Genomic DNA, 2,009 nt, shown 5'->3' on the forward strand with positions numbered 1-2,009 from the left:
GCCCTTGTCAGACGGCGGCTGCTGCAGTGCCACTGCCTCTGCCAGGATCTCATTGAGAACGCCGGTTGCAATACGCAGTGTCTGATTTTCGCGCACCATGTCGATCATCTCAAACAGCTTATTCATACGCTGTCCGGTCAGTGCGGATACGAACACGAACTCCGCATACGGAATAAAGGACAGAACAGTCTTAATCTTATTGGTGTACTCATAAATAGTCTTATCGGTCTTATCGATCGCATCCCATTTATTTACCACGATGATAATACCTTTTCCACGCTCATGTGCGATACCGGCAATCTTTGCATCCTGCTCGGTTACTCCCTCTTTCGCGTCGATAACCATCAGAACCACATCAGCTCTCTCAACCGCCGTTACGGTACGGATGATGCTGTAGCGCTCCAGCTCCTCCTTGATCTTGCTCTTGCGGCGCAGACCTGCCGTATCGATAAAGACATATTCGGTACCGTTGCGGACAATCTCTGTATCGACTGCATCGCGGGTCGTACCGGCGATATCCGATACGATGACGCGGTTCTCGCCCAGAAGCTTATTTATAATAGAAGATTTACCTACGTTTGGTTTTCCGACAATCGCCACTCTCGGACGGTCATCCTCTTCCTCGTCACCGCTTCCCTCCGGGAAATGTGCCACGACTTCATCCAGCAGATCGCCCAGTCCCAGACGGGAGGCTGCCGAGATCGCTACCGGATCACCAATACCGAGGTTGTAGAACTCATAGACATCATTGCCAAATTTCGCCGGATTGTCTACTTTATTGACCGCCAGAACAACCGGTTTTCTCGATTTACGCAGCATATCCGCCACCTTGGAATCCGAATCGGTCATGCCCTGACGCACATCTACGATAAACAGGATCACATCCGCCGTCGCGATCGCGATCTCCGCCTGCTCACGCATCTGGGACAGGATAATATCCTTCGTATCCGGCTCGATACCGCCAGTATCGATCAGGGTAAAAGAATGGTCTAACCAGGTACAGTCCGCGTAAATACGGTCACGCGTTACACCTGGAGTATCTTTTACAATCGAAATCATATCGCCCGCAAGGACGTTGAAAAGGGTGGATTTTCCCACGTTTGGACGTCCAACGACCGCCACCACCGGTTTCTTTTTCATATTTATGCCTCCATTTATTTTCATGCTCCGCAGCTGGTTTGTAAATCCACAGCTGCTATTTTTATTGTCCAGTTACTTGTTTCATTCATTGTGATGAATTTCACATCCAGACGCTTTCTTTCTGTGTGTCCGAAAGCACGTTTTCCTCTGTATTTCCAGCCATCACGTTTCTTTCTCATCCTCCAGATCTGAGTCTTCCTCTTCAAAACAAACGACTTCGTCCGGGGCATCCTAATCCAGGTCTTCCGGCTCATATGCGTACACCTGTACGCCATCCCGATCTTCTTCCTGCCAGTTATCATCCATCTGAGCGGCAAATTCCTCCGGATCCGGCTCATACTCGCCATGCCTGGAGCTTTCCTCCTTCACAGGAGCCAGAATTGCTTCCACAAAATCACGTCCGCTTGATTTTACAATATCCACCGGAACTTGTAAAGCATTTTGTACATCCGTGCGGGTCAGATCATCCAGAAATGTCTCCTCGCCGCTTCGGAACATGGCGCTTGGAAGCAGTAGGCGGCTGCCAAGCGGCTGTTCCTTTAACTGTGCAATCAGATCCTTTGCCGTGATCAACCCCGCCACCGTGATCCGCTCACCAAAGAAGTCATTGCGGATCGCATATACATGTACCTTTTTCCCCGGGAACTGGCGGCACACGCGCTCTACATACTGCTCAATATACGGGGCAGCCAGCCGTCCCGTTGCAATCGAAATCTCCTCCGGGCACACCTCGCCAGCCTCTCCCGGATGCAGCTGCTCCAGCGCCTCGGCTATCTCCTCTTCCATCAGGCGAATCATGCCGACCCCATTTTCCAGCTGGATATAGCCATCATAGCGATCCGCTTCCGGAAGCGGGCGCCCGGCGCCCA

3 protein-coding genes are annotated in these 2,009 nt (G+C 51.5%); all 3 read right to left on the bottom strand.

Going from position 1 to position 2,009, the window contains the following annotated elements:
• A partial coding sequence (der, locus tag QVO97_RS07365; protein WP_288189301.1) for a ribosome biogenesis GTPase Der occupies positions 1-1,140 on the bottom strand: 1,140 nt, incomplete at its 3' end.
• A gap of 20 nt (positions 1,141-1,160) precedes the next feature.
• Positions 1,161-1,319 carry a hypothetical protein gene (locus QVO97_RS07370; protein WP_288189303.1) on the bottom strand — a complete coding sequence of 53 codons (159 nt, stop codon included), beginning with the start codon at positions 1,317-1,319 and terminating at the stop codon, positions 1,161-1,163.
• 52 nt (positions 1,320-1,371) lie between these two features.
• On the bottom strand, positions 1,372-1,938 hold the full coding sequence (locus tag QVO97_RS12765) for a DUF512 domain-containing protein (RefSeq protein ID WP_022359712.1): 567 nt from the start codon (positions 1,936-1,938) through the stop codon (positions 1,372-1,374).
• Positions 1,939-2,009 lie beyond the last annotated feature (71 nt).

This window comes from Clostridium sp. CAG:43 (assembly GCF_000434655.1).
GTDB classification, from domain to species: Bacteria; Bacillota; Clostridia; order Lachnospirales; family Lachnospiraceae; genus Otoolea; species Otoolea fessa.